At 34.9% G+C, this 24,872-nt stretch carries 23 protein-coding genes; 15 read left to right on the forward strand and 8 right to left on the reverse strand.

Annotated elements, in window-relative coordinates:
- Positions 1-261 precede the first annotated feature (261 nt).
- The gene (locus tag GHT08_RS01675; protein ID WP_420370950.1) at positions 262-795 is read left to right on the forward strand and encodes a DUF5643 domain-containing protein; all 534 of its coding nucleotides are present in this window, start codon (positions 262-264) and stop codon (positions 793-795) included.
- 262 nt (positions 796-1,057) lie between these two features.
- Here GHT08_RS01675 and GHT08_RS01680 read toward each other — a convergent pair whose 3' ends face one another.
- Positions 1,058-2,356 (reverse strand): hemolysin family protein, encoded by a 1,299-nt coding sequence (locus GHT08_RS01680; RefSeq protein WP_163579218.1) that lies wholly within the window; start codon positions 2,354-2,356, stop codon positions 1,058-1,060.
- 577 nt (positions 2,357-2,933) lie between these two features.
- Here GHT08_RS01680 and GHT08_RS01685 point away from each other — a divergent pair.
- The gene (locus tag GHT08_RS01685) at positions 2,934-3,092 is read left to right on the forward strand and encodes a hypothetical protein (RefSeq protein ID WP_163579220.1); all 159 of its coding nucleotides are present in this window, start codon (positions 2,934-2,936) and stop codon (positions 3,090-3,092) included.
- A 113-nt stretch (positions 3,093-3,205) separates the two neighbouring features.
- Positions 3,206-3,799 (forward strand): YitT family protein, encoded by a 594-nt coding sequence (locus GHT08_RS01690; RefSeq protein ID WP_163579221.1) that lies wholly within the window; start codon positions 3,206-3,208, stop codon positions 3,797-3,799.
- A gap of 296 nt (positions 3,800-4,095) precedes the next feature.
- Here GHT08_RS01690 and GHT08_RS01695 read toward each other — a convergent pair whose 3' ends face one another.
- The 3 genes from GHT08_RS01695 to GHT08_RS01705 form a co-directional block, all read right to left on the reverse strand.
- Positions 4,096-4,956 (reverse strand): AraC family transcriptional regulator, encoded by an 861-nt coding sequence (locus GHT08_RS01695; protein ID WP_163579223.1) that lies wholly within the window; start codon positions 4,954-4,956, stop codon positions 4,096-4,098.
- 264 nt (positions 4,957-5,220) lie between these two features.
- Positions 5,221-5,337 (reverse strand): biofilm-forming protein, encoded by a 117-nt coding sequence (locus GHT08_RS01700; RefSeq protein WP_163579225.1) that lies wholly within the window; start codon positions 5,335-5,337, stop codon positions 5,221-5,223.
- A 96-nt stretch (positions 5,338-5,433) separates the two neighbouring features.
- Positions 5,434-6,132: a YetF domain-containing protein gene (locus tag GHT08_RS01705; RefSeq protein ID WP_163579227.1), complete on the reverse strand. Its 699-nt coding sequence runs from the start codon at positions 6,130-6,132 to the stop codon at positions 5,434-5,436.
- Between the two features lie 97 nt (positions 6,133-6,229).
- Here GHT08_RS01705 and GHT08_RS01710 point away from each other — a divergent pair, with 97 nt between their 5' ends.
- Positions 6,230-6,667: a DoxX family protein gene (locus GHT08_RS01710; protein WP_337746916.1), complete on the forward strand. Its 438-nt coding sequence runs from the start codon at positions 6,230-6,232 to the stop codon at positions 6,665-6,667.
- A gap of 75 nt (positions 6,668-6,742) precedes the next feature.
- On the opposite strand, the gene nagZ is transcribed toward GHT08_RS01710, so the two are convergent.
- Entirely contained in the window at positions 6,743-7,975 is a 1,233-nt protein-coding gene (nagZ, locus tag GHT08_RS01715) for a beta-N-acetylhexosaminidase (RefSeq protein ID WP_163579229.1), read from the reverse strand.
- Positions 7,976-8,148: 173 nt separating this feature from the next.
- Between nagZ and GHT08_RS01720 the strand changes: the two genes are divergently transcribed.
- The 7 genes from GHT08_RS01720 to GHT08_RS01750 all read left to right on the forward strand — a co-directional run bounded on the left by GHT08_RS01720 (position 8,149) and on the right by GHT08_RS01750 (position 16,892).
- Positions 8,149-9,930: a cache domain-containing sensor histidine kinase gene (locus tag GHT08_RS01720; protein WP_163579231.1), complete on the forward strand. Its 1,782-nt coding sequence runs from the start codon at positions 8,149-8,151 to the stop codon at positions 9,928-9,930.
- Entirely contained in the window at positions 9,905-11,446 is a 1,542-nt protein-coding gene (locus GHT08_RS01725; protein WP_163579233.1) for a response regulator transcription factor, read from the forward strand. The genes GHT08_RS01720 and GHT08_RS01725 overlap by 26 nt, the downstream gene beginning before the upstream one ends.
- A 130-nt stretch (positions 11,447-11,576) precedes the next feature.
- Complete coding sequence (locus GHT08_RS01730) at positions 11,577-12,905, forward strand: ABC transporter substrate-binding protein (RefSeq protein WP_163579234.1); 1,329 nt, start codon at positions 11,577-11,579, stop codon at positions 12,903-12,905.
- A gap of 86 nt (positions 12,906-12,991) precedes the next feature.
- Positions 12,992-13,888: a carbohydrate ABC transporter permease gene (locus GHT08_RS01735; RefSeq protein ID WP_163579236.1), complete on the forward strand. Its 897-nt coding sequence runs from the start codon at positions 12,992-12,994 to the stop codon at positions 13,886-13,888.
- Positions 13,889-13,890: 2 nt separating this feature from the next.
- Complete coding sequence (locus tag GHT08_RS01740; RefSeq protein ID WP_163579238.1) at positions 13,891-14,730, forward strand: carbohydrate ABC transporter permease; 840 nt, start codon at positions 13,891-13,893, stop codon at positions 14,728-14,730.
- A 43-nt stretch (positions 14,731-14,773) separates the two neighbouring features.
- Positions 14,774-15,406, forward strand: coding sequence for a YesL family protein (locus GHT08_RS01745; protein WP_163579240.1), 633 nt, complete (start codon positions 14,774-14,776; stop codon positions 15,404-15,406).
- 253 nt (positions 15,407-15,659) lie between these two features.
- Positions 15,660-16,892, forward strand: coding sequence for a coiled-coil domain-containing protein (locus GHT08_RS01750; RefSeq protein WP_163579242.1), 1,233 nt, complete (start codon positions 15,660-15,662; stop codon positions 16,890-16,892).
- Between the two features lie 749 nt (positions 16,893-17,641).
- Here GHT08_RS01750 and GHT08_RS01755 read toward each other — a convergent pair.
- The 3 genes from GHT08_RS01755 to GHT08_RS01765 all read right to left on the reverse strand — a co-directional run bounded on the left by GHT08_RS01755 (position 17,642) and on the right by GHT08_RS01765 (position 20,444).
- A complete protein-coding gene (locus GHT08_RS01755) occupies positions 17,642-18,070 on the reverse strand; it encodes a BrxA/BrxB family bacilliredoxin (RefSeq protein WP_163579244.1) in 429 nt (142 codons plus the stop codon).
- A gap of 76 nt (positions 18,071-18,146) precedes the next feature.
- Entirely contained in the window at positions 18,147-19,865 is a 1,719-nt protein-coding gene (pabB, locus tag GHT08_RS01760; protein WP_163579246.1) for an aminodeoxychorismate synthase component I, read from the reverse strand.
- The gene (locus tag GHT08_RS01765; protein ID WP_163579249.1) at positions 19,866-20,444 is read right to left on the reverse strand and encodes an anthranilate synthase component II; all 579 of its coding nucleotides are present in this window, start codon (positions 20,442-20,444) and stop codon (positions 19,866-19,868) included.
- Positions 20,445-20,701: 257 nt separating this feature from the next.
- On the opposite strand from GHT08_RS01765, the gene GHT08_RS01770 reads away from it, so the two are divergent.
- The 4 genes from GHT08_RS01770 (at position 20,702) to GHT08_RS01785 (ending at position 24,469) form a co-directional block, all read left to right on the forward strand.
- The gene (locus GHT08_RS01770) at positions 20,702-21,655 is read left to right on the forward strand and encodes an ABC transporter permease (RefSeq protein ID WP_163579251.1); all 954 of its coding nucleotides are present in this window, start codon (positions 20,702-20,704) and stop codon (positions 21,653-21,655) included.
- Entirely contained in the window at positions 21,645-22,592 is a 948-nt protein-coding gene (locus tag GHT08_RS01775; RefSeq protein WP_163579253.1) for an iron chelate uptake ABC transporter family permease subunit, read from the forward strand. The genes GHT08_RS01770 and GHT08_RS01775 overlap by 11 nt, the downstream gene beginning before the upstream one ends.
- Positions 22,586-23,344, forward strand: a complete 759-nt coding sequence (locus GHT08_RS01780) for an iron ABC transporter ATP-binding protein (RefSeq protein WP_163579255.1) — start codon at positions 22,586-22,588, stop codon at positions 23,342-23,344. Before GHT08_RS01775 ends, GHT08_RS01780 begins: the two co-directional genes overlap by 7 nt.
- A gap of 126 nt (positions 23,345-23,470) precedes the next feature.
- Positions 23,471-24,469, forward strand: coding sequence for a siderophore ABC transporter substrate-binding protein (locus GHT08_RS01785; RefSeq protein WP_163579257.1), 999 nt, complete (start codon positions 23,471-23,473; stop codon positions 24,467-24,469).
- Positions 24,470-24,872 lie beyond the last annotated feature (403 nt).

Below are 24,872 nucleotides of genomic sequence, written 5' to 3' on the forward strand. Positions count from 1 at the left end.
AGCTTTTTCTAATGGCTTATATTTATTATAAAGCCTATTGGACTAATATGATAAAATAGTGCGAGAGTTAAAATTAGGTGGGAAGTATTAACAGAATATTTTAGAAGTAGGAGTTGTTGTAATGGGGGTATGGATCAGACGCCTTATCATAATAGCTTGTGTGATTGCACTTATACCTAATATTTTTTCGTTTTTTTCAGGGCTAACTAATGAATTACCGAGCATATTCAAGGTAAAGTTAATAACGGGGATGCAGTACTTATTGATTTAGACAAAAAGGTAAATCTGGAAAATGACGAGATATTGTTTAAATATCTTGTATTAACAGCAGAGGAGACCTCATTAATTTTTGAAGTACTCTCCAAAGAGAATGGATGGTCATTTCCAAGCTCTTCATTTAAATTAAATGATAAACAAGGAAATACTTATCGTGGAAAAGGTGGCTCTTCATCAGTTCGTACTTGGGGCCAGTACACGGTTCAGAATTATGAACCTTTGAAAGAAAATGTAGATACAATAGTAGTAGATTTCGAGTGGTATGATCGGATGTTTCAAACGGAGTTTTCATTAGATCAGGGGGAACTAGATGTTACAGAAGGATATGATTGGGATGAACAAGTCCCTGCAGAAGATATTGTTACGTTAGATTATCAGTTAAAGGAACATCGTATGTTTTTATTTCGCTGGAATGAAGTGGAAAATGACTATATCAGTCTAGCGTTACGAGGGTTGAATAACGATGGTGAAGTTATTTATGAAGAAAAACTAAATGATTCCATAACAAGTATGGAGTAAAACCTGAATAGGATTGAAGTAAGTTTTAATAATTGAAAATAAAAAATCTATATATACTTATAACTTGGATGCTTTTTAGATAAGTTCAATAAACTTGAACTAAATGATATTATGATTGGGGACAACAAGCACGATATTGTTAAAGGAAGATTATTTATTTACGTATAAATCGCTGCAAAAACTGAAATAGCCATTTATAATAAAAATTTGATCCCTAATTCATTTTAAGCCATTGAATTAGGGGCGTTTGCTTCAAAGTTTGTTATTTTTTGTTTGTGTTTACTTGACTTACTTCGATTTTTTTAATCTGATGGCCATCTACCTCTTGGATGGTAAATTTATAATTATCGTACTCGATAGTGGTCCCTTTTTGAGGATCTATTTTATTTGTGAGAAACCAACCACCAATTGTATCAATCTCACTGTCATCGATATTTGTTCCAACTAACTCATTTAGTTCAGAAATAAGAAGTTTCCCATTGATGAGATATGTATACTCATCTATTTTTTTGTACATTGGTTGTTCATTTACATCTAATTCATCCTGAATTTCTCCGAAGATTTCCTCCATAATGTCTTCCACAGTAATTAGTCCAGCTGTACCACCATACTCATCCACAACTATAGCCATATAACTATGTTGCTTTTGCATTTTTATTAATACTTCATTTACTGGTGTATGTTCTGCAACAAAAACAATCGGTTTAACATAATTAGTTGGATCCAATTGTTCACCTTGTAAAATGTCATTAAGGAATTCTTTCGTGTTTACGACACCAACAATATGATCTTTATCACCATTTGCCACAGGATACCTAGTGTACTTTTCTGCTTTAATAATATTTAAGTTATCCTGGTGTGTATGATCTTTATAAATACATACAACCTCTGTTCTTGGGATCATAATTTCTTTTGCAATTCGTTCATCAAATTCGAAGACCTTATTTAAATAGCTCATTTCAGAAGCGTTAATTTCGCCTTTTTTGTAGCTAGTTGAAAGGATAGAGCGAACTTCTTCCTCTGAGTAAACCTCTCCACTTTCTGATGCAGGAGGTAAACCAAACATCCCAACTAATATACGAGCAGTACCATTCAAAGCCCAAATAAACGGATACGCCACCTTATAGAAGACAACTAATAAAGGGGAAAGTAACAACGTAACTGCCTCCGTTTTCTGAATGGAAAATGATTTTGGGGCGAGTTCGCCAATGACAACATGTAAGAATGTAATAAAACCAAATGCAATGATGAACGAAATAGTCGAAACAAGCCCTTCGGAAAAGCCGAATGAAGCAATAACTGGATGCAGAAGGTGAGCAACTGCTGGCTCACCTAACCAACCAATGCCGAGTGCTGTCACTGTTATACCTAACTGACAAGCGGCTAAATAACCGTCTAAATTACTCGTAACTTTATCAGCAGATTTTGCGCCTGGTTTCCCTTGTTCTACTAATGTTCTAACTCTGGATTTTCTCATTTTAACAACTGCAAATTCCGATGCAACGAAGAAAGCTGTTAATAAAATTAATATAGCAACAATGATTAAATTAATTATATCCAAAATACTCCCTACACGATAATGGTGTAAGGTTTTCACCTCCTGTATAAAAAAATTGACTAATTATTATTATTTTTAATCATTCATAACAATTTGTTTCAGACATTTGATCAAGGAGGACTATTAATAAATTTGGTAGAGAAAATGAATCAACACCCTGATAAGTTTCACTAACGAGCAGAAGGGGTTAAAACTCCCACTGATAATAGTCTTACTTTATATTTTCCGGTGCATCATGATAATATGCTAAATTTTAGGGATTTTCTTCTCCTATACTACGTTTAAGTATGTGTTTATCACGTTCAATTTCAACTCACCATTACACCTTTCTGTAACGATGAATGGGCTAGATAAAAAAGAGGAAATAATTTATTCATTGGTTATCACTATTCGTTAGTTTATCGGAGACACCCCTTGTGTATAGTCATATGATTCAAGACAAATCGAATCTTTTTGTCATGACCACTTACACCAGATGCTAGCTTTACAATCAATATTAAAACAGGTATAATGTAATTAATTTCTACTGAAAGGGGTTTCACTTCCAAAAATGGTTGATGATGAGAGGGATGTCTCCAAGTTGTATCGGAAGATCATTACTTCTAATGAAATGAAGGCGTTTCTTTTGATTGAAAAATGTGATGAAGAATTAAAACAGAGGCTCATGAGTAAGATGGAAAACAACGGATCCAAAAACACGAAGGCTATGCTACAAAAATTACAAAGATATTTAGCATAAAAGACTGGTCTTCCCAGTCTTTTTTTAGTATAAAATAAAAGGTTCAAATTGGAGTACCCTTGTCATATAAATAAACATGTCTTAAATCCAAGTGAGATTTGGTGAAAACTGGTATGTTTATAATCAAAAAAATTTATACGATAATACTTGGTAGTATCTTATTAGCCATTGGTGTGAACTTCTTCTTAATACCCTTTAAACTGTTGGATGGGGGAATGGTAGGAGTAGGCTTAGTTATAAAATACTTAGTTGGTATACAAGCTGGCTTAGTCATTATCATCGTAAGTATACCAATTTTTATATTAGCTTGGGTTCATCAAAGAGAATACTTTTATAACAGTTTGCATGGACTACTAATTTCATCTTTTGCTATCGATTGCTTCGCTCCATTACAACATTCTTTTATAACCAACTTTCAATTGCCTCCTGTAATTAGTTCCGTCATTGGAGGGATATTAATTGGAGTAGGGACGGGGATCATGCTTCGTTATAGGACGAGTACTGGTGGAACTGATTTATTGGCCCAACTCCTTTCTAGAATGACTAGAATGAATGTTGGGGTTATTATTTTTATAATTGATTCATTAATTATAATAGTTGGTGGCATCATTATTTCAACAGAAACCTTGCTATTATCATCTATAACGATTATTTGTGTCGGTATAGTTACAAGTCTTTGCACTTTGAATGTAAAAAGCTTTAGCTAAAGTTTGAGGTGATGCTTGGTCAGATAGTATTTACTATTTTATTTTGGGGATTTCTTCTAATGTACATTGTAGAAATAGTGTGAAAACTCGAGGGAATTTTTAGAGGCTCAGTGTGATAATGAAATATAGCATGATTTTTTTGTTTGACTGTTAAGCTTTATGTGTTATCTCACTAAATATTTAGGTTTTATAAAAAACCAGTCAGATTATATCTAACTGGCCAAATAGTGTAAATGAAGATTTAACGGAATAACACACGCTTTAGTAAATAAATCATCTATCAAGTTTATTGCTAACTATTTTTCTTTTACTGGCATCCAAATTTCGCTATATACATTTTCCGAACTACCATTGTGTTTTGTAAAAGAAATACCAGGTAGATCAGCTACTTCATAATCTGAAGAAGGCAACCATTCAGAATAAATTTTAGCAGTAGTTTCTTGAAGTGTAACAGGAAATGGTCCTTGATTAGGGAAGATTGCCCATAAACTTTCATCGATAGAAAGTTGTTCTAAATCATTGAATGTATTTTCTTTTGTAGTTGCAAAACCAATCATATGAGTTAAATAGCCTTTTTCTTCTAAGAAACCATCATCAAAATCATAAGATACGTTCAAGACTTGATGTGGATATAAATCAGCTAATTGATGCATTTCATTTCTTTGTTGTTCGGTAATGGACTGGGCTAGTTCAAAGATAGCATTATTTTCACCTTCGAATTGAATTGGTACTCTTTTCGATACACCTACTATATTAAACTTCTCCTTCTTTTCGATTTTGAATTCCATTGATATTCCTCCTTTTATATCTATAAAAAATGTAAATTTGGGAAATGATTTTTGAATTTTGTTTTTCGTTATTTCTGATGGTAAAAAACCACTCCATTCACGAAAGGCTCTTGAAAATCCTTCTATCGATTGAAAACCATATTTATAGGCAACATCTGTCACTTTTGCTCCGTTGATTAATTCAACATTTGCAACTGATAATCTCCTATTTTTGATATACTCATTCAATGACATTCCAGCCATATACGAAAACATTCTTTTAAAATGGTAATCAGATAAGCCTGCAATCTTTGAAATATCTTTTCCGGAGATTTCTTCCGTCAAATGTGTTTCAATGTAGTCCATTAAATGATTGAATTCTTGTAACATTTCTTTCCCTCCTTTACAAATACATATTATCGATAAAATTAGTCATTTACTCGATATTTTACATACGGAATTTATCGGAATGTATTTTTCATATTATTATAGGTCCTCTACCAATCATTGCATAATATAAGGGAGGCAAGGACAGAGAACTTGATTTACGACAAAACACGAACATCATAGATTGATGCTCGTGTTTTAGTTTCCTGGAGAAGTTTTATTCTTGCTTGAATAAAGGCATATATCCGAGCTACCCACAGCAAGTTATTATCTACCTTTTTGATTTTTTTGCTTTTTAGGGTTGTCTGCTGTAAAGGCCGTTTCGGATTCATGATCTTTTCTCATTTGCTCAATACTTGAATTTTGAATTCCTTTCTTCGCCATGTTTTTCACCACCTTTTTTATCAATCATCCTTAAATTTCCCTAAGTACTGTGCAAGCATGCATAGCTGATGGACACCTTTCTTAACTAATCTATTGCTAAGAAATACCATCATCTCTTAAGTCAATATATAATGTCCCATCCTTCTGTATCTCAGCGAAAAATATATCAGAAATATCATTTACACTAGCTTGTTTCAGTTGTTTTTCTAGCCAATTTTCATCTAGATTTAATTTGGATAAATTTTTCTTATTTATTTTTCCGTCAGTAATAATCTCTGTAGCTATTGGGAATGGTTCCGTTTTTACCACCTGTATATTCCTATCACCTTTAGTTAGCGTTTGTTTCTCTTCTTTTTTCATAACTGAAAGTGTTCCGTCCGTTTCAAATATTGCATATTGAACATCAGTAATTGAAAAAATATTTTTCTTGCGCAACAGTCCGTTTAATGCATCGATATCTAATCTGGCCTTTCGCATCTCATCCTCCATAATTTTCCCTTGTTTTATAAGGATTACCGGTTGTCCTTGAATAACTGTTCTAGCTGTCTTAGATTTAATGTCTATTAAACCCATAATGATCGTAAGAATCGCCCATGCAGATAACGCATATATCCCCGCCCATATGTCTAAATTTTGATTCACAACAAGGGAAGCTGCAATCGAACCAATTGCGATTCCAGACACAAAATTAAAAAAAGTTAACTGACGTAGTTCTTTTCTACCCATTATTCTCGTAAGAAATAACAGGAACAGAAATGTAGCTATAATTCTAAGTGTTAGTTCAGTAAAATCCATAAGAAGACTCCTTTGCTAAATGGGTATATTTTTTTTTCTAATATTTCTACTGTATTAAGTTACCCATATTCATTTATTTAACAACTAAGTAATGGAAATGGTATATAATAAAATTGGAGATAACAATTTAAATGAAAATGGAAATACCAAAAGGGAGGAAAAGAATATAGCTTATCAAGCTGCTAGATTAGTGTTGGGTATTATCTTTCTGATCGCGGGTTTAAACGGGTTTCTTGTTGTATTTGATATCGAGCCATTAATTCCAACAAGCCCTGAAGCAATGGCATTATTTCAATTTAACTATTTATTAGTTGTGGAAAAGTCATTAGAAGTAATTTGCGGATTATTACTATTGATTAATCGGTTTGTTCCATTAACTTTAGCAGTATTAACACCGATTACAGCCAATATTTTCTTACTGCACATCTTTGTAGATCCTTCATTACTTATCTTGGCTGTAATAATGGTTATCCTGCAAGGATATTTATTGTATCATTTCAGAGATAAATTCAAAGGATTATTGGAGATCAGGTAATCTCTTACCTTAAATAAAAACATGTTTATGACGGCCATCCAGCTGAAACAGTCAGCCGTGTATGCCCGTCATCTTTTATTTACTTAGTTTTGTTGAAGATAGTATTTTTGTTATCTCGCGATTTAGCTGTTCTACGTCTATAGACGCTATTTTTTCATCTGTTACACCATATTTCTTTTTCAGTTGTACTACACGGTTAACACTGTCGTTCAAGCGTTGCATTGAGATTTCACCATTCGCTACTGCATCTTCGATAGCAGCAAATACAGCATCGATATGCTCATATTCATGGCAGATCAATAACAAATCTGTCCCTGCCTGGATTGCTTGCACAGCTGCATCGCCAATCTCATAATTCTCTAAAATTGCACCCATTGTTAAATCGTCGCTAATTACAAGACCATCAAAGCCTAATTTCTTCCTTAACAACCCTTGAATAATTTCTGCTGATAATGTTGCAGGATTGTCTGAATCAATCGATGGAACCATTAAATGACCAATCATAATTGCTTCAGCATTATGGTTAATCGCTTGTTGAAAAGGCATGAGTTCTACTTGATTTAATCTTTCAACCGAATGATCAAGAAGCGGAAGGTTAATATGTGAATCAACATCTGTATCTCCGTGCCCCGGAAAATGTTTTCCGACGGGAATAACATTTTCGTCAGACAAGCCTTTCATTTGTGCAATTGCCATCTTGCTCACCAGTTCAGGTTTGTCTCCAAATGACCTGTCTCCGATGACAGGGTTATTCGGGTTACTATTCACATCAAGTACCGGAGCAAAATTAATATTAAAACCAAACTCCTTCGCTTTTTTGGCTAACAGTTTCCCGATTTGATAAGACAGATCATGATCACCCTTTTTGCCAATTGCTTGGCTTGTTGGTGTTACCATTATCTCTTTAGGAAGTCTTGTAATTCGTCCGCCTTCTTCGTCAATACCTAAAAATAGAGGTATTTGATTGTCGTTTGACTGTTTTAAGTCATTAATTAACTCTACAGTTTGTTGCGTATTTTGGATATTTTTCTGTAATAAAATGAATCCTCCAACCTTTTTATCGGATAGATAATGCGTAACTTGTTGGTCAATGGAGGTACTTTCCAATCCGATCATCATTAGTTGACCGATCTTTTCCGTTACTGTCATAGCATCAATATTGTAGGTAGAGTCCCAACGCTCACTATTCAATTCACCGGTTGATAAGGTTGTCAGGTGGTGAGAAGACAACCCGTGCTCTTTTATGGGTTTATCGCTGCAGCTACTTATAAACATGAGTATAAGTATCCATAAACTTAATTTCTTCATAGTTTCAAAACTCCTATTAACCTTAGCATAATATTTATATAAAGCTATGCTTATAGATTAGGCGAATTTTAAGCTTTTATGTTACTTAATTTGAAGCGAATCAAATTGACGTAATGCTTTTATTCAACATATAATAACTGTAAGCGTTAACAGAGAGAGTGGGTGTTATCGGTATGATTAATAAGATTCGCTTGAAATTTTTGAACTTACGTCTGAAATATAAAATGATTATCCTCACATCTTTAGTACTGCTTGCATTTAGTATAGGTGGTTTGTCGATATTGCAATACGCTTTTAACCTCTATAATAAGGAAATATACCGCCAATCTGCTCAAGCTTTGCAAGTTTCAACGAATTCCGTTGAAGCGGAATTAAAGAAGATGGAACGTCTTTCCTATCAAATCACTACTGATACATATGTACAATCCTATTTATTAGAATTAATGAACACCGATTCAAACTACGATAAGTACATGATTGGAAATGAACTCCGGAAAAGGTTATTACATATTGGTGCATTAAACAAATATGTACAATCGATTCAAGTGTATGATATATATGACAAAGAATATGCCAGTGGTAATTTAATTATCAATTTATCTAAAGAAAGATTAGCAACCATGAAGGAGACTGCACGAGAAGAAGAGGGTGGGGTCAATTGGTTATCTCCATCTGAAAATGATGAGACAGTGATGGCAGTACGGGATATACGAGAGTATATGGATTTTTCTTTTGAAAGATTAGGAACGGTAGGAATACGAGTTGATATTCATGAAATGATGCATGAGCTTACGAATAATTTAGAAGAACAAGAAACTAATTTTCTTATTTTTGACCAGAATGAGCGGCAAGTCTTCTCCGATGAAAATAATTTAGACGGTATTAAACCTTCAGACTTTCTGGTTAATCAGCAAGGCTATCAAATTATAAAACATAACGGTGAACGATATTTTTTAACGTATACAGAAGCCAATCACTTGGATTGGACGTATATGATTCTAACCCCTTATAGTAATTTGTTTACAGTGATTAGCCAGGCTCGAACGGCTGTATTTTTAACCTATTTTGCACTATTTTTACTGATGATTTTCCTAGGAAGTAAATTTACCGGCACGATTGTAAACCCGATTGAAAGTTTAAATAAAAAAATGAAAAAAGTTCAGACAGGTGATTTGGATTATTATGATGTTGGCATGGAAATAGAGCTGACCAAAGATGAAGCAGGGCAAATGCATGAGAATTTCAAGAAAATGATGAATCAAATTAATTATTTAATTGGAGAAAATTATAAAAAACAATTATTAATTAAAGAATCCGAATTTAAAACATTGCAGGCACAAGTAAATCCGCATTTTCTTTATAATACACTTGAATCGATCAATTGGTCCGCCAAAATAGTAGGTGAAAAGAAAATTTCCCAGATGGCTGAATCTCTTGGTTACGTCTTACGAGCATCGATTAACATGAAAGATGCATTGATTCCACTGGAAGAGGAACTGACAGTAGTAGACCATTATATCACGATTCAAAGTTATCGTTTCGATGAAAGATTACAGTTTACAAAAGAGATACCTAAGCAATTCTTAGATGTACAAGTACCAAAATTCATTATTCAACCATTAGTGGAAAATGCCATTCGCTATGGTCTACAAGAAATGGTTGGTGTTTGTAAAATTCATCTCTCGATTCACGAGGGAGAAGACACGATCGTTATTCAAGTGGAGGATAATGGTCCAGGTATTAACAAGTCTTATCTGGATCAGATTGAATCAGGTGACTATCAGCCAAAAGGGACAGGGATCGGTCTGCGCAATATAAATGAACGTGTCAAAATACTTTTTGGAGAGGAATATGGACTAAACATTGACAGCGAAATAGGGAATGGTACGACAGTTTCCATTATTTTGCCGAAGGAGGATAAGGAAGCCTATGTACAAAGTGTTGTTAGTAGATGATGAACGGATGATCTTGGATGGTATTTCTGTAATTGTGGATTGGAATCAACATGATACAACATTAATAGGGAAAGCAATGAATGGCCTGGAAGCATATGATTTTATTACGAAACAACAGCCTGACATTGTGATTACCGATATAACCATGCCCGGTTTAGATGGGATCGAACTAGTGAAAAAGGCAAAACAAGACTATCCATCTATTAAATGGATTTTTTTATCTGGATTTAGTGAATTTGAATACGCAAGACAAGCTATGCGGTTTGGTGTCAAACATTATTTGCTAAAGCCGTGTAATGAAGTGAATATTTCTGAAGCTCTAGACGATGTTGTTCAAGAAATTCGAGAAGAAGAAGAAGCTATTAAATACATGAAGGCAATGGAAGAAGAAGTGACAAAAAATACGGTCAATGAATGTGAGGAAGTGTTAAAGCAGTTTTTTATTTACGAACAAATAACGGAAAAAAGCCAGTCAAAAATGAAGCAGATGGTGGAAGGACTCTACTCATCAGAATCATTCTTTTTTTGGATGCTTTTCATCGAAAGGAAAATTGCATATGATCAAATCACCCAACTAATCGAAACGATTAATCGAGCATTTCTCAATGAACAAGTCGTCACCACATTAATCGAAAATAAAGTAGTCGTAATGATGCGTCAATCTCCTGAATATCAAAAAAAGATCAAAGACATTCTCCAAGCAAAAATAGATCGATCAACATTGAGTATGTCTTCCGTTTTATCGAAAGACTTTACAAAAGACCAAATAGAAAAAATCCCAACAATAGAAGAAATGGTACAGCAAGTTTTTTACCAACCCAAGAATAGTTTTATACCGTATCAAAACTGGATTTATTTTCATGAAAAATTACAACCAGATATTGAAATAGACTTAGATACGATTATGTATTATTTGAAAAACCAACAAAAGAAGGATGCGGTGTCCTACCTTATAGATTTCGTAGATAAGCTGAAAAAACATAAAGTTGCTCCGAAGATTACAAGGGGCTATTTTATTCAAATTTATTTATTGTTAATGAGTAAATTAGCACATCATTCAACAGAGGATCGGGTGCAAGCAATTGGACAAATGGAGGATTATCAGCATATTTCTGATTTTGTTTCGTTTTTTGAAGAACTTTTTGAAAGAATGATTATCCAAGATCAAACACCACAAAAATATTCAAAAGTGGTCCAACAAATGTTAACTTGTATTGAAGATGAAATCGAGAATCCTGCTTTGTCACTTCAGTGGCTGGCTAACCACTATCTATATATGAATGCTGACTATTTAGGGAAAATCTTCAAAAAAGAAATTGGACAACGTTTCTCGTCTTATGTAACCAATGCCCGCATTAATAAAGCAGTGGAAATTATCGAAGCCGAACAGGATATTAAAGTATTTGAGTTAGCGGAGAGACTAGGATTTGGTAATAACCCACAATATTTCAGTCAAATATTTAAAAGAATGAAAGGATTCACACCATCCGAAATTATTAAGTCAAATGAAGGGTAAAGTTAGCTTTTTCAAAAAACTCTTCTTTTTAAACATTTACCACTGATTTTTCTATCATACCTACGTGTCAATATCTGCTATCATATAACTTGTAATCGCTTACAGCGGATTAAAAAGGGGAGGGAAAGAAATGAAAAAATCTTTGTTAGTACTATTAGGAATGATGATGGTTCTTTGGTTAGCTGCATGTAGTGGCGATGATAGCTCAGAAGATACAGGCGGCGATACCGATGATACTTCAGAAGAAACAGAAAATGACTCCGATTCTGAAACAAGCGGGGATCAAGTAACGTTACGAATTGCTTGGTGGGGGTCACAGCCACGTCATGATTACACTATGGAAGTTATTGAATTGTATGAAGAGCAAAACCCGAATGTAACGATTGAGCCAGAATATGCTAGTTGGGATGACTACTGGCAAAAACTATCACCTCAAGCAGCAGCAAATGAGTTACCAGACATTATTCAAATGGATTTATCTTATATCTCTCAATATGCAGAAAATGGACAATTAGCAGATTTAGAACAGTTTCTTGGCAGTGAGATCGACGATTCAAATATTGCAGAAAACACGATCGAAGGTGGCCGAATTAACGACGGGCTTTACGGTTTTAATCTAGGTTCCAATGCACTAAGTTTTCATTATAACCCTGAGATTTTAGCGGAGATCGGAATTGATGAGATCCCTGAAACCTACTCATGGGACGAATATCAAGAAATGGCTCAACAGGCAGTAGATGCCGGATATTACTTTGATAACGGTATGCAAGCAGATGTGTTTTTTAACTATTACTTACGCCAAAATGGTGCCCGTCTTTACGCAGAAGATGGAAGTGGCCTTGGATATGACGACGATCAATTATTTGTAGACTTTTTTACGATAATTCAAGAACAGGTGGAAGCAGAAGCAACTCCAACTCCTGATTTTCTGGCACAATTAGCCGGCCCTGAAGATGACCCAGTTGTATTAGGTGACGGAGTAGGGATTTACCAGTGGTCCAATCAATTTGTTGGGTTGGAGGATATGTCAGAGCATGCTTTCGCATTTGCCACTCCTCCAGGAGAGAATCTAGAAGATGGATTATTCTTAAAGCCTAGTATGTATTTCTCGATCTCCGAAAATTCAGAGCAAAAAGAAGCAGCAGCTGCTTTTATTGATTTTTGGGTGAACGATGTTGAAGCGAACAAACTTATTCTTGGTGACCGTGGGGTTCCAGTTTCTTCTGTAGTTCAGGAAGAAATTGCAGATGATGTTTCTGAAGCTCAGCAAGCGGTATTTGATTATGTTGCATGGGCAGAAGATAATAGTACACCAATGGGTGCTCCAGATCCGGCAGGTGCAGGTGAAATTATTGAGCAATTAACTAATATAAGTGAACAAATCTCTTATGGTGAGATTACACCAGAAGAAGCAGCTGAATACTTTAGAACACAAGCTGAAAGCATTTTAGGTAACTAAAAGGATTATGAAGGACAGTAGCTGATCCTTATGAGATCAGCTATTGTTTTTCCATTATTCAGAATCATAGAAGGGAGCTTTACAAAATGCAAACTCATATGAAGCAAAATTTATGGGGATATCTATTTATTGGTCCGTTTATTATAGGATTTTTGGCATTTACCATTATTCCTATCATTGCTTCTTTCTACTTTTCCTTTACATCGTACGATTTATTTAATGCACCTAGATGGATTGGCTTAGAGAATTTTAAAAAAATGTTTACATCAGATCCGAGATATTTGCACTCTTTAAAAATAACCTTTATCTATGTATTTGCTGGCGTTCCATTACGACTATTATTTGCATTAGTAGTAGCTATGTTACTCAATACAGCATCTCGAGCGGTTGGTTTATACCGAACCTTATATTATTTACCATCTTTAATAGGTGGAAGTGTTGCAGTAGCAATTATGTGGCGACAAATCTTTGGTGATGATGGGATCGTCAACTTAGCACTTATGACCATGGGAATAGATCCTGTTAGATGGTTTGGAAATCCAACGGCTGCATTATGGATGTTAATATTTCTATCTGTTTGGCAGTTTGGTTCTTCGATGCTGATTTTTTTAGCTGGTCTAAAGTCGATACCACAAAGTTATTATGAAGCTGCAAGTGTTGATGGTGCAAGCTTCTTTCAAAAATTCTTTAACATCACAATACCAATGTTAAGCCCTGTTATCCTATTTAATGCAGTTATGCAAACAATTGCTGCATTTATGACATTTGTTCCAGCTTATATTATTTCAAAGGGTACAGGCGGACCATTAGATGGGACCTTATTATATTCACTCTATTTATTCAAGCAAGGTTTTGAATTCTTCCATATGGGTTATGCATCAGCCATGGCATGGGTTATGTTAGTGATTATAGGGATACTAACTTCGCTAATCTTCTTTTCATCTAAATATTGGGTGCACTATGAATCAGAGGGAGGCAGATAACGATGCAAGCGAAATATATAAAAAAAATCATCTATCATTTAATCGTTGGTTGTTTTGCTATCCTTTTACTGTATCCAGTAATTTGGCTAATAATGAGCTCATTTAAACAAAGTGAAAAAATATTTGCAACAGCAGAATCTTTAATCCCACAGCCATTTATATTAAGCAACTATGCACAAGGGTGGGCTGGCTTCGGTGATTATGGGTTTGATACGTATATTTTAAATACGTTTATCTTTGTTATTTTAGTATTAATAGGTCATTTAATTTCTTGTTCTTTAATTGCATTCGGATTTGCGAGATTAAAATTTGCTGGAAGAAGCTTTTGGTTTGCGATTATGATATTAACATTGATGCTTCCTTATGAAGTAGTAATGATTCCACAATATATTATATTTGCCCAACTGGATTGGCTAAATTCCTTAAAACCACTTGTGGTACCTGCATATTTTGGTCATCCTTTCTTCATTTTTTTATTGGTGCAATTCATTAGAACGATACCTAGAGAGTTGGATGAAGCGGCAATTATTGATGGATGTAATACATTTGGTATATACAGAAGAATTATATTGCCATTAATTGTTCCTGCTTTAGCAACGACTTCGATTTTTACATTCTATTGGACATGGGATAACTTACTTGGACCAGTGTTATATTTGAATAGTCCTTCTAAATATACAGTTTCAATGGCTTTAAACATGTTCCTAAGTAACGAAACAGTTTCCAACTGGGGGGCAATGTTTGCCATGTCAGTAGTATCCTTAATTCCGGTGTTTATCATTTTCTTCATTTTCCAACGTTACGTGGTAGAGGGTATTAGTACTAGTGGCTTAAAGGGTTAAAAACGGAGGTAATCCAGCAAGAAGAATTAAGGGGGATGTTAGTATGAACGCATTGAATAAAGCATTTGAATGGATCACGAAAGTAGCATATCTGAACTTATTATGGATTGGATTTACATTATTTGGTCTGATCATTGTAGGTTTATTTCCATCAACTGCTGCAACCTTTTCAATAGTGAGAAAATGGGTTTCTGGAAATACTGATATTCCTCTGTTTAAAACTTTTTGGAAAGTTTATCGCCAATCGTTACTACAAGCGAATATTTTAGGATATATAATTGCAACAATGGGTTATATATTGTACTTAGATTTCTTATTTGTTACACTGGTAGAAAATGATTATTTAATGTTACTTACTATTCCATTCTTATTTATTTCGATATTCTTTATATTAACATCTTTGTATGTTTTCCCGGTCTATGTTCATTATGATATGAAACCGTTACAAGTATTGAAAAGTTCATTTTTTATTATGGTATTGAATCCCATACCGACAGCAGTTATGGTGTTGGGAGTGTTTGGTATTACATATGGATTATGGCATTTCCAAGGGTTAGCATTGTTCTTCAGCATCAGTCTATTAGCTCTTGCACTTACGATGCCCGCACATAAAGCTTTCTCCAAAATCCACGAAAAGAAAGCTTATCTTAGTAAACAAAAATTAATGGAAGAATAACAGGAGCTCTTGCCAAGGGCTCTTTTTTTATGGTAATCTATTATAGTTGTGTTTCGACATATAATGACATAAAGAATGATAGTATTGAAATATTTTTGTAACATTCACATAACATTAGTGAAATCTAACTATGTTACAATGAATCTGGTTCAAATGATAGGATGAAAAGACTACAAGAAAACCTTTTTAATTAAGGGAGCTTACATAGAGAGAACGTAAAAACGAAAATTTTGTTGGAAAGTAGGGGAATCGAGTGCGAGAAATACGAGGTATAGTAAAAGATTCAGTTGTTGTAGTAACGATTATGTCAAGTTTGTTTTTTGTTCAGACCGTTAGCGCTGAGACAAAAGAAGAAATTCAATCTCAACGATCGGAAGTACAATCAAGTATTGACGAAAAAGAACAGGAACTTCAGGAAATTAAAGAAGAGTTAATTGAGTTAAATGAGCAAATTATGAGGTTGGATGAAGCGATCAAAGATAATGAGCAAAAAATTGACGAAACGGAAACGGAAATAACCGATGTTGAAGCAGAAGTAAGTGAACTAGAAGAGAAAATCGAAGAAATCCAACAAAATATCGAACGTAGAAATGAAATTCTTAAGGAGAGAATCTCTTCATTACAAGAGAATGGTGGGTCATCTAGCTATCTAGAAGTACTACTAGGTTCAACTGATTTCGTAGATTTTGTTGATAGAGTTGCATTAGTACATAAGATTACACAAGCTGACCAAGATTTATTAGAGAGTCAAGAACAAGATAAGTTAGAAGTAGAGAAGAATAAAGTTGAGTTGGACAATAAGTTAGAAGAATTAGAAGATATGAAAGCAGAATATGAAGAAATGCAACAACAAATCGTTGCACAAAAAGAACAAAATGAAGAGCTAAAAGATGAGTTGAAAGAAAAAGAAGAAGAAAATAGTGAGTACTTGGACGATTTGAAAATTGAGGATGAAATTCTAGCGAAAAAAGAAAAAGCACTTAAAGAAGCAGAAGAACAACAACGTGCTCAGGAACTGGCAACTAGAAGTAATGGATCAAATGGTGCTATTGAACAGTATTCTAGCAATTCTTCCGAGCCCGTATCAGTTAGTGGTAGTACAGTAGATATCGTAACATCAGTGGGAGAAAAGTATATTGGCAACTCTGTGTATGTTTTTGGTGGCGGTAGATCTGCGTACGATATTGCTAATGGTCGTTTTGATTGCTCTGGATTTGTCAGCTGGGCTTTTAAACAGGCAGGAATCAGCTTACCTGCAAGTACTTCAGGGTTAACTTCAGTAGGATCAAAAGTTTCTACTAGTGATATGCAACCAGGAGACCTAGTATTTTTCAATACGTATAAAACGAACGGACATGTCGGAATATATTTGGGTAACAATAAATTTATCGGTTCTCAAAGCTCAACAGGTGTAGCTATTGCTGACATGGGAAGTGGCTACTGGAAATCAAACTTCTCCGGTCTTGTACGCCGCGTAGGATCATAAAACAAAGAAAAACCCCGTTTCAACACGAAACGGGGGTTTTTTATATTAAGTACAAAAAGTATAAAATCAGTGCAATGAGTGCATTAATCGAAGTAGTTATTTTGAATAGTTTGAGGTATTTTCGTAACGCTCCGACTAATTACTTCGCTTTCCGCAGGAGTCTTCGTAATTAGTCTCCGCTATGAGGAGGTGCGACAATTCTTGTCAGTAGTAATAGATTGACTTTTTACAATGGGTTAAAAATCGCTATTTGTGAGTATAAACAATCCTGTTACCTCATGCTAGCGTTGTAGAGCATGATAATAGCGAAGGCCGCCCACTTCTACTCCTGTGGGAATTGTTTGGCCTGAAGATCCACTTTTTCGAGCGGGTTTTGCTCGAAAAAGTTAGCTGAAGGACAAACCCCACGGAAAGAGAAGTGGGCAGCCGGAGTGGTGGTCAAGTAGTTGATATAATGTCATAATGGGCACTAGAGGAAGCGTGAATCTTGAGCATTTATCATAAGGACTGAGCGAATTTTGCTCGGTTTAAATTAAGAAACGGCACTGCATCATTATATTCACCTCCTACATCAATTAATTATTAAAAATAATAAGAAACCGTCGACCTGCCATTCTCTTATGACGGAGTATACAACGGACACTGAAGATCGCCGTGTACAGAAACTTTAATTACTTCCATTGACAACTAAAAGAAAGGATGAGCATTATGCGCTCATCCTTTCGTTAGGTTTCGTACCAATATTCAAGCTAGCAAAATTCTGAATAAGCATTGGTCAGTTGCGTGACAATGTCTTCTACTTCGTGCCCCTCAATTTGCTCACGAGGAATAAAATGTTTCAGTTCTCCGCCTTTTACAATGGCCATGGATGGAGAAGAAGGTTCTACATTCTCAAAATATTCACGCATTTTTGCAGTTGCTTCTCGGTCTTGACCGGCAAAAACGGTAACGAGCTTTGCGGGTTTCTGTTCCCCGTCTAGTGATTGAACAGCTGCAGGTCGCGCCAATCCAGCTGCACAACCACAAACAGAATTTACCACAACTAGTGCTGTCTCCTCGTTTGTAGACATAAATTGATCTACTGCTTCCGGTGTTACTAATTCTTCAAATCCAGCATTTGTTAATTCATCACGCATGGACTGTGTGATTTCTCTCATATATTCTTCATATGCATTCATCGTTATACCTCCTAATTATACTCTATTCAGATTTTAACAAAAATATAGTAGTAAGAGCGACATATTTGTTTGAGCATTATTGAATTAATTGTACTTTAAGCCATCCTCGGACACTGTTAATAAACCAAATTTGTTCGTAGGTCGTAATATTTGCCAGAGGTATACTTTTTTCAACTAATATTCCCTCATTAATCAGTTGTTCCCGGTAAGTTCCTGGAAGTAATCCATCTGAAACAGGTGGAGTAAAAAAACGACCGTCTTTTTCAACTACAATATTTCCAATCGTGAATTCCGTAATAAGTCCTTGTTCATTCCACAAAAGAGTAGTTAGAATATGAGAGGGCTTTGCTTGATCGAATTTCTCATATATTTCTCTGTTAGTTGTTTTATGGTATAAATAAATATTTTCTTTATCGACTGGTTCCGATGCTATTACAGTTGAAACAGGCTGTTCTAATCTGTTGACAGCTTGATGATCTAATTCGATCTTGCCTGATGGATGATATAATAGCCGAACTTTATAACACCCATTCTGATTTTTTTCTGCTAACACGCTCAATTTTTCTTTTACACTTTCTTCATGAAAGGGAAAATCGAAATATTGTGTTGAATGCTTAAGACGTTGTAGGTGATATGGCATTAATGGGTATTTCCCATTTTCTAATTTGATCGACTCCAATAAGGAAACAACTTTTCTTTTTTGATGCAATATAGCTGCTTTTTGTTTTAATTCATCGTATTCATTTTTGCTTGTTGAATCCCAAGTAATACCTCCACCGGTTCCGAATATGGCATTATTTCCATTGACAATTACTGTACGGATTGGAACATTGAAAATAGCTTCACGTGCAGGAGAAATCCAGCCAATGGCCCCACAATAAACTTCTCTTGGTGTATCCTCTAAAGCTGCAATATATTTCATTGTCTCTACTTTCGGTGCACCTGTTATCGACCCACATGGAAATAAAGCTTGAAACCAATCATAAACCTTCATCTTTTCTAAACTTGCTTCTATTGTAGAAGTCATTTGGTGAACAGTTGGATATGTTTCAACATCAAATAAGCTGGTTACGTTGACGGTACCAGGTTTAGCAATTCGTCCGATATCGTTCCGTAGTAAATCGACAATCATCACATTTTCAGCTTGATCTTTTACGGAATCTCTTAACGTTTGTTTAAATTGGAGATCTTCTCGGTAAGTTCGTCCACGTTTGATCGTACCTTTCATGGGTTTTGTAATGATTTTACCATCTTTCACTTGGAAAAATAGTTCGGGAGATGCAGATAAGATCTGGTTTTCACCAATGTCTAGATAGGCACAATAGGAAGCTGCTTGATTCTCAACTAGCTGTTGATAGAAGGAATATGGATTACCTATAAAACGAGACTTGAGTCTTGTTGTATAGTTGACCTGATAAGTATTACCTTCTTCAATCGCTTTTTTTATACGATTAATATTTACTTGATAATCTTCATAACTGGTCGTATCAATCCAATCTGACAGTTGGTAATCCATGTCTTCTAAACGATCTGTCTTATCGAAGGGTTTTTCATAGGCCGCAAACCAGATTAATGGTAATCCGTTATCTTTATGAACATGGTAACTCGGATCAAATGCAGGAGCAGCTTCGTAAGAAACAAAGCCTGCAATATAATAGCCTTTATCAAGAAATTGTTCCAACTCTTCAAACATAGCAGGTATTTCTTTTATGTTAGTCCCATTCCATACTTTAATCGGATTGGTAAATTGCCGGACCGTCTGCTGAAAATTAAACTGTAAAAAAGGTTTATTCATTTAATTCACTCCATCAATTGCTTGCTTATAACTGTTTTGAATCATATTAAAGCCATACTCTGTCAGAATTGCTTCAGGATGAAACTGTATTCCTTCTACTTGATAATGTTTATGCCTGATCCCCATAATTTCTTCTTGATAGGTTGTCGCTGTTATAAATAATGCGTGTTCTGGCAGTTTTTTTGTAATGAGAGAGTGATATCTGGTGACGGAAATATCATTAGGCAAAGAGTCAAAAACGCCTTGCCCACCATGCTTTATTTTCGAAACTTTCCCATGCATGGGGACAGTTGCTTTTGCTACTTGCCCGCCAAAATAGTGTACGATTACTTGCATGCCTAAGCATACACCGAGAATAGGTGTCGTTGTATGAAAATAATCTAATATCGATATACATTGTTTTTGATCTTCTGGTGATCCCGGACCTGGAGATAATACAATTAAATCAGGATTTAATCTTTTGATTTTCTCAATTGTAACATGATCATTTCGAAAAACCATTACATCATTCGTTAGTTGCCGAAAATATTGAACAAGATTATATGTGAATGAATCATAATTATCAATAATAATTACCACTATTGTTCGTCCTTTCTTACTTAGCGCAGTCAACCATTTCAGTTATCTAGATAAAACATACCATCCGTAATTATAGCGTATATCCATTTATACCTCTAATATTTGTTTTAGAATTCATCATCATTTTACCTGATTCTATTTACCTTAATTTTCAAAAAACTATTGACAGTTTTCAAGATTATGATACTATAATAATTGTCTAATTGATAATGAATTTCATTATTGAAAAAGTAAACAGGAAGGCCAAGGATTTTTTTATGAAGAAGCGATATTTAATAGGATTACTCGTAATATTATCTCTGGTTTCTTTATTTATTGGGGTGATTGAATTAAATCCAAACGATTTACTCCAATTAACAGAAGATCAAAAGGAGATTTTACTTATCAGCAGATTTCCGCGTTTAATAAGTATTGTCATTGCGGGAATGAGCATGAGTATATGTGGCTTAATTATGCAGCAACTTAGTCGGAATAAATTTGTTTCACCGACAACTGCAGGTACGATGGATTCGGCACGATTCGGGATTTTAGTAGCTTTAATGATTTTTCCAGCTGCAGGGCCAATTGAAAAAATGTTAATAGCATTTACGTTTGCTTTAATAGGAACCTTTATTTTTATGAAAATTTTAGAAAAAGTAAAATTTAAAGATCCTATTTTTATACCGTTAGTTGGTTTGATGTTTGGGAATATTGTTAGTTCGATTACTACATTTTTTGCTTATAAGAATGATCTAATTCAAAATATGTCTTCCTGGCTACAAGGAAATTTTGCTTTGATCTTACAAGGCAGATATGAAATGCTCTACATAAGTGTGCCCTTAGTGATTTTTGCTTATATCTATGCGAATAAGTTTACAATAGCAGGCATGGGCGAAGATTTTGCTAAAAACTTAGGGATGAACCATAAGCGTGTTGTTAATGTGGGCTTGGTCATTGTAGCAATTATAACTTCTGTTGTGATACTAACAGTTGGTATGATCCCATTCTTAGGATTAATTATTCCGAATATCGTTTCTATCTATCGAGGAGATCATTTGAAAAACAGCTTGCCACATACAGCATTACTAGGAGCTGTATTTGTATTAGCTTGTGATATCTTAGGAAGAGTTATTATTTTCCCTTATGAAATTGCCATTGGTGTTACAGTCGGTGTTATTGGTAGTGGGATCTTCCTGTACTTAATTATGAGGAGATCTGCATATGCGTCTTAAGTCAAAATTATCGATATTACTTATATTAAGTCTCATCCTAGTTGCTATTTATTTATTTGCAGGTATTCCGGGTAATTGGGAATACATATTACCACGAAGGTTTAGCAGAGTGCTAGCCATTATTGTAACAGGCTCTGTTATTGCAATTGCCACAGTCGTATTTCAGACGATCACCAATAACCGGATTTTAACACCGAGCGTAATTGGTTTAGATTCCCTTTACGTGTTACTGCAAACATTCTTTATCTTTGTGTTTGGTTCAACGAGTGCCTTTGCGGCCAATCCGAATTTGAATTTCGCCCTATCTGTTGGAGCAATGGTGGTATTTGCCTTTTTACTGTATCACTTGCTCTTTAAAAAGCAGAAAAATGTTTATTTTCTATTATTGGTAGGGATCGTATTTGGTACCTTCTTCGGAAGTTTATCATCATTTATGCAAGTATTGATTGATCCCAATGAATTTATGATTGTGCAAAATCGAATGTTTGCAAGTTTTAATAACGTGAATACCGATATTTTATTGGTTGCAATCCTCCTAATCATTTTTACGATTATCTATTTTTGGAAGTATATCAAGTTTCTTGATGTAATGTCATTAGGAAAAGAACATGCGATTAATTTGGGTATAAATTATGACGAAGTGGTCAAGAGGTTACTAATTGTAATTGCGATTTGGATTTCTGTTGCAACCGCACTAGTCGGTCCGATCATGTTCTTAGGGTTATTAGTAGCAAATGTCACCTATGAGTTTATGAAAACTTATCGACACAGTTATCTATTAATTGCTTCAGCTTTAATAAGTATTGTTGCTTTAATAGGTGGACAGTTAGTAGTAGATCGTATTTTTTCATTCGAAACCACATTAAGTGTAATCATTAATTTTATTGGTGGAGCTTATTTCTTATATCTGATTTTAAAGGAGAATAAAGCATGGTAGAAGTACAGGAAATTACAAAAAAGTATGGTAATACCGCAGTTGTTGATCAGGTTTCTGTTTCGATTCCAAAAGGGAAAATTACCTCTTTTATCGGTCCAAATGGTGCAGGTAAAAGTACCTTACTATCGATTGTTAGCCGTTTAATAACAAAGGATGCTGGAGAAGTCCGAATAGATGATCAGGAAATTTCATCAGTTAAAAGTAATACACTAGCAAAAAAAATTGCGATTTTGAGGCAGTCCAATCAGTTAAATGTAAGGTTAACCGTTAAGGAACTTGTCAGCTTTGGTCGCTTTCCTTATTCACAAGGAAGATTGACAAAAGAAGACCGTCAATATGTCCAAGATGCAATTGATTATATGGAGCTAAACGATATGCAGAATAAGTATCTAGATCAATTAAGTGGTGGTCAAAAACAGCGGGCTTTTATTGCAATGGTAATAGCCCAGGATACCGATTATATTCTATTAGATGAACCTCTTAATAATCTCGATATGAAACATTCCGTACAGATTATGAAGGTATTAAAAAGATTGGTCGATGAGTTGGGGAAAACAGTTGTCATAGTGATACATGATGTTAATTTTGCATCTGTGTATTCAGATTATATTGTTGCATTAAAACATGGAAAAATTGTTCATCAAGGTCCCAAAAATGACATGATCGATAAAAAAGTACTTCGAGATGTTTATGATATGGATATTCAAATTCAAGATATTGATCAATGTAAGATTTGTCTATATTTTCATTAATTTATTATCTATGTGAACACTTTTTCATCATGATTAAATATGTTGATAGGGCCCATTAGCATGTGACAACGAGAAAATAGTGATTCATATGAATATATATTTAAAATTTCAAAGGGGTGTACAATCATGAAGAAAGTTCTTTTATTCTTATCTTTAATTACAGTACTATTTGTTGTAGCAGCATGTGGTGCTGATAGTGATAGTGATGCAGCGGCAAATGAAACAGAAGGTCAATCAGGTGAAGAGGTAGAAAGCTCAGAAGGAGCAACAGAAGATGAGGAACAACCGGCGGAAGTTGTAGTAGAACATGAATTAGATACAACTACGGTACCGGTGAATCCGGAAAAAGTCGTGGTGTTTGATTATGGTACACTAGAAACATTAGTTGAACTAGGTGTTGAAGTAGCAGGTGTTCCTCAAGGAAATCTTCCACCTCACTTAGAAAAATTTGAAGGGGAAGAGTATACGAGTGTTGGCTCTTTGAAAGAACCTGATTTTGAAGCATTAGCTGTTCTTGATCCAGACCTTATCATTATTTCTGGTCGACAATCTGAAGTATATGAAGATTTAGCCGAGTTAGCCCCAACCATTTATATGGGGGTAGATACTGACAATTATTTAGAATCTTTCCAGGCTAATGTAGAAACCTTAGCAGAGATTTTTGCTAAAGAAGAGGAAGCAGCAGAGAAATTAGATGAAGTATTAGCAGTTGTTGATGAAGTGAAAGCAACTACTGAATCTTCTGAAGGCAAAGGTTTAATAGTTTTAACAAATGATGGTAGCGTTAGTGCATATGGAGCAGGTTCACGCTTTGGCTTGATTCACGATGAATTAGGTGTTGCTCAAGCTGATGACAATATTGACGTGGCTACACATGGTCAAAATGTAAGCTTTGAATATATTGCTGAAACAAATCCAGACTACTTATTCGTTGTGGATCGTAATACGATTGTAGGTGGAGAAGAATCTGCAGAAAAAACATTAGACAATGATCTTGTGCAAGGAACAAATGCAGCACAAAATGATAAAATCATTTATTTAGATCCAAACTTCTGGTATGTGTCAGGTGGAGGTTTAGTCTCTGTTAAAGAAATGGCAACAGAAGTAAAAGAGGCAATTCAATAATAAAACGATGCTGTCATAGCAACCATTCACCTCGTTCCATCTCCAGTGGAACGGGGTATTTGTTTAAAAAAACGGTGCACAAAATCCATAAACTGCGCAGTAACTGAACATGGATTTGTTCTCCTCTCGTACTCGTACTGCATTAAGAGATAATTTTGAAATATATCGTGATGATAACTACCACTCCGGCTGCCCACTTCCCTTTCCGTGGGGTTTGCCCTTCAGCTAACTTTTTCGAGCAAAAACCGCTCGAAAAAGTGGATCTTCAGGTCAAACAGTTCCCACAGGAGTGAAAGTGGGCGGCCTTCGTTAAGATATGCTCCACAACACTTATCCGAAATCAGCCAGTTGCTTTCTCCACCATATGTAGCGTAGGGTACGACTATGCTAAAAGGGTTAGTCC

The organism is Gracilibacillus saliphilus, from assembly GCF_010994085.1.
GTDB lineage: Bacteria > Bacillota > Bacilli > Bacillales > Amphibacillaceae > Gracilibacillus > Gracilibacillus lacisalsi.

Excerpts from the sequence above, each read along its gene's own strand:
- GHT08_RS01690 (WP_163579221.1), top strand. The coding sequence starts at position 3,206 with ATGTTTATAATCAAAAAAATTTATACGATAATACTTGGTAGTATCTTA.
- GHT08_RS01695 (WP_163579223.1), bottom strand. The coding sequence starts at position 4,956 with ATGTTACAAGAATTCAATCATTTAATGGACTACATTGAAACACATTTG.
- GHT08_RS01700 (WP_163579225.1), bottom strand. The coding sequence starts at position 5,337 with ATGGCGAAGAAAGGAATTCAAAATTCAAGTATTGAGCAAATGAGAAAA.
- GHT08_RS01705 (WP_163579227.1), bottom strand. The coding sequence starts at position 6,132 with ATGGATTTTACTGAACTAACACTTAGAATTATAGCTACATTTCTGTTC.
- GHT08_RS01710 (WP_337746916.1), top strand. The coding sequence starts at position 6,230 with ATGGTATATAATAAAATTGGAGATAACAATTTAAATGAAAATGGAAAT.
- nagZ (WP_163579229.1), bottom strand. The coding sequence starts at position 7,975 with ATGAAGAAATTAAGTTTATGGATACTTATACTCATGTTTATAAGTAGC.
- GHT08_RS01720 (WP_163579231.1), top strand. The coding sequence starts at position 8,149 with ATGATTAATAAGATTCGCTTGAAATTTTTGAACTTACGTCTGAAATAT.
- GHT08_RS01725 (WP_163579233.1), top strand. The coding sequence starts at position 9,905 with ATGTACAAAGTGTTGTTAGTAGATGATGAACGGATGATCTTGGATGGT.
- GHT08_RS01730 (WP_163579234.1), top strand. The coding sequence starts at position 11,577 with ATGAAAAAATCTTTGTTAGTACTATTAGGAATGATGATGGTTCTTTGG.
- GHT08_RS01735 (WP_163579236.1), top strand. The coding sequence starts at position 12,992 with ATGCAAACTCATATGAAGCAAAATTTATGGGGATATCTATTTATTGGT.
- GHT08_RS01740 (WP_163579238.1), top strand. The coding sequence starts at position 13,891 with ATGCAAGCGAAATATATAAAAAAAATCATCTATCATTTAATCGTTGGT.
- GHT08_RS01745 (WP_163579240.1), top strand. The coding sequence starts at position 14,774 with ATGAACGCATTGAATAAAGCATTTGAATGGATCACGAAAGTAGCATAT.
- GHT08_RS01755 (WP_163579244.1), bottom strand. The coding sequence starts at position 18,070 with ATGAATGCATATGAAGAATATATGAGAGAAATCACACAGTCCATGCGT.
- pabB (WP_163579246.1), bottom strand. The coding sequence starts at position 19,865 with ATGAATAAACCTTTTTTACAGTTTAATTTTCAGCAGACGGTCCGGCAA.
- GHT08_RS01770 (WP_163579251.1), top strand. The coding sequence starts at position 20,702 with ATGAAGAAGCGATATTTAATAGGATTACTCGTAATATTATCTCTGGTT.
- GHT08_RS01775 (WP_163579253.1), top strand. The coding sequence starts at position 21,645 with ATGCGTCTTAAGTCAAAATTATCGATATTACTTATATTAAGTCTCATC.
- GHT08_RS01780 (WP_163579255.1), top strand. The coding sequence starts at position 22,586 with ATGGTAGAAGTACAGGAAATTACAAAAAAGTATGGTAATACCGCAGTT.
- GHT08_RS01785 (WP_163579257.1), top strand. The coding sequence starts at position 23,471 with ATGAAGAAAGTTCTTTTATTCTTATCTTTAATTACAGTACTATTTGTT.